2 protein-coding genes are annotated in these 2,685 nt (G+C 51.4%); both read left to right on the top strand.

From position 1 onward, the window contains the following. Positions 1-271: IncI1-type relaxosome accessory protein NikA (nikA, locus tag ACJHX3_RS24600; RefSeq protein ID WP_410236236.1), on the top strand; the 271-nt coding region annotated here is incomplete at its 5' end. A gap of 10 nt (positions 272-281) precedes the next feature. Then, positions 282-2,685 (top strand): IncI1-type relaxase NikB (gene nikB / locus ACJHX3_RS24595; RefSeq protein WP_410236235.1); only part of this gene is annotated, 2,404 nt, incomplete at its 3' end.

Below are 2,685 nucleotides of genomic sequence, written 5' to 3'. Positions count from 1 at the left end.
CAGATTCTCTCCTGTTGAGGATGAAACCATCAGGAAAAAAGCTGAAGATTCCGGACTTACTGTATCTGCTTACATCCGAAATGCAGCACTGAATAAGCGAATTAACTCCCGTACAGATGATGCTTTTCTGAAGGAGTTAATGAGACAGGGAAGGATGCAGAAGCATCTGTTTGTTCAGGGAAAAAGAACCGGTGACAAGGAATACGCAGAAGTGCTTGTTGCCATAACCGAACTTACAAATACATTGCGTAAACAGTTAATGGAAGGTTGAGGATTCTCCGGTGAATGCAGTCATTCCGAAAAAGAGAAGGGACGGCAAGTCTTCGTTCGAAGACCTGGTATCCTACGTCTCTGTCCGGGATGACATGACCGATGAGGAACTGGATTTATCTTCTTCTTCGCAGGCTGAACAACCGCACCGAAGCCGTTTCAGTCGCCTTGTTGATTATGCGACACGTCTTCGAAATGAGTCATTCGTGGCGCTGGTTGATGTCATGAAGGACGGCTGCGAATGGGTCAACTTTTATGGTGTCACCTGCTTTCATAACTGTACTTCTCTTGAAACTGCCGCTGCAGATATGGAGTACATTGCCCGGCAGGCACACTATGCAAAAGATGACACTGATCCTGTTTTTCACTACATCCTTTCCTGGCAGTCACATGAAAGCCCGCGTCCGGAACAGATTTATGACAGTGTACGTCATACGCTGAAATCACTCGGCCTTGCCGATCATCAGTATGTCTCTGCCGTGCATACTGATACAGATAATCTGCACGTCCATGTGGCTGTTAACCGGGTACACCCTGAAACGGGTTATCTGAACCGGTTATCCTGGAGTCAGGAAAAACTCAGTCGTGCCTGCCGTGAGCTTGAACTGAAGCATGGTTTTGCTCCGGATAACGGTTGCTGGGTCCATGCACCGGGAAATCGTATCGTTCGCAAAACCGCCGTTGAACGTGATCGCCAGAACGCGTGGACACGCGGGAAAAAACAAACTTTTCGCGAGTATGTCGCGCAGACAGCGGTCGCTGGTTTACGCAGTGAACCTGTAAATGACTGGTTATCCCTGCATCGTCGTCTTGCGGAAGATGGTCTGTACCTGTCTCAGATGGACGGAAAATTTCTGGTGATGGATGGCTGGGAGCGCAACAGGGAAGGTGTACAGCTTGACTCGTTTGGTCCCTCCTGGTGTGCAGAAAAACTCATGAAAAAAATGGGTGACTACACGCCAGTACCAAAAGACATTTTCAGCCAGGTGGAAGCACCAGGACGCTATAATCCGGACTTCATTGCCGCTGATGTTCGCCCGGAAAAAATCGCTGAAACAGAAAGTCTGCAGCAGTATGCCTGTCGTCATCTTGGAGAACGTCTGCCGGAAATGGCACGGGAAGGACGGCTGGAAAACTGCCAGGCTATTCACCGCACACTGGCTGAAGCGGGATTATGGATGCGTGTTCAGCATGGTCACCTGGTTATCTGTGACGGTTATGATCATAACCAGACTCCCGTTCGTGCTGACAGCGTATGGTCGCTGCTGACGCTCGACAATGTGAATCAACTCGATGGTGGCTGGCAGCCTGTACCAACAGATATTTTCCGCCAGGTTACGCCAACAGAACGCTTCCGTGGTCGTCGTATGGAGAGCTGTCCTGCGACCGATAAAGAATGGCACCGTATGCGTACAGGCACGGGGCCGCAGGGGGCTATCAAACGCGAACTGTTTTCTGACAAAGAAAGTCTGTGGGGATACAGCATCAGCCATTGTAGCCCTCAGATTGAAGAAATGATCACACAGGGTGAGTTTACCTGGCAGCGTTGTCATGAGCTGTTTGCACAACAGGGACTGATGCTACAGAAACAACATCACGGGCTTGTTGTCGTTGATGCCTTTAATCATGAGCAAACGCCGGTGAAGGCCAGCAGCATTCATCCTGATCTGACACTGGGGCGTGCAGAGCCACAGGCCGGACCTTTTGTGAGTGCCCCAGCAGATTTGTTTGACAGGGTGCAACCTGAAAGTCGCTATAACCCGGAGCTGGCTGTCAGTGACAGGTACGGGGTCAGCAGTAAACGTGACCCAATGCTGCGCCAGCAGCGACGTGAAGCCAGAGCTGAGGCCCGTGCTGACCTGCGTGCCCGCTATCTGGCATGGCGTGAACAATGGCGTAAACCAGATCTGCGTTATGGGGAACGTTGTCGGGAAATTCATCAGGCATGCCGTCTGCGGAAGTCACACATTCGTGCGCAGTACGATGATCCGGCATTACGTAAGCTGCATTATCACATTGCAGAAGTTCAGCGAATGCAGGCATTGATCAGGCTGAAAGAAGACATCAGGGATGAGCGACAGAAACTTATTGCTGATGGGAAATGGTATCCACCCTCTTACCGTCAGTGGGTCGAAATTCAGGCTGCTCAGGGAGACAGGGCTGCTGTATCGCAGCTGAGAGGCTGGGATTATCGCGATCGCCGTAAAGACAGGTCACGCACAACGACGACAGACCGCTGTGTCGTGCTTTGTGAACCGGGCGGAACGCCGGTATACGGTAATACCGGTGATCTCGAGGCCCGTCTGCAGAAGAACGGGAGTGTTCGTTTCCGTGACCGTCGGACGGGAGAGTTTGTCTGTACGGATTATGGTGACAGGGTTGTTTTCCGTAATCACCATGACCGCAATGCGCTGG

Source organism: Escherichia sp. WS1265 (assembly GCF_046487585.1).
GTDB classification, from domain to species: Bacteria; Pseudomonadota; Gammaproteobacteria; order Enterobacterales; family Enterobacteriaceae; genus Escherichia; species Escherichia coli.
Note: the sequence above shows the minus strand (reverse complement) of the source record. Positions and strands in the feature narration are given on the sequence as shown.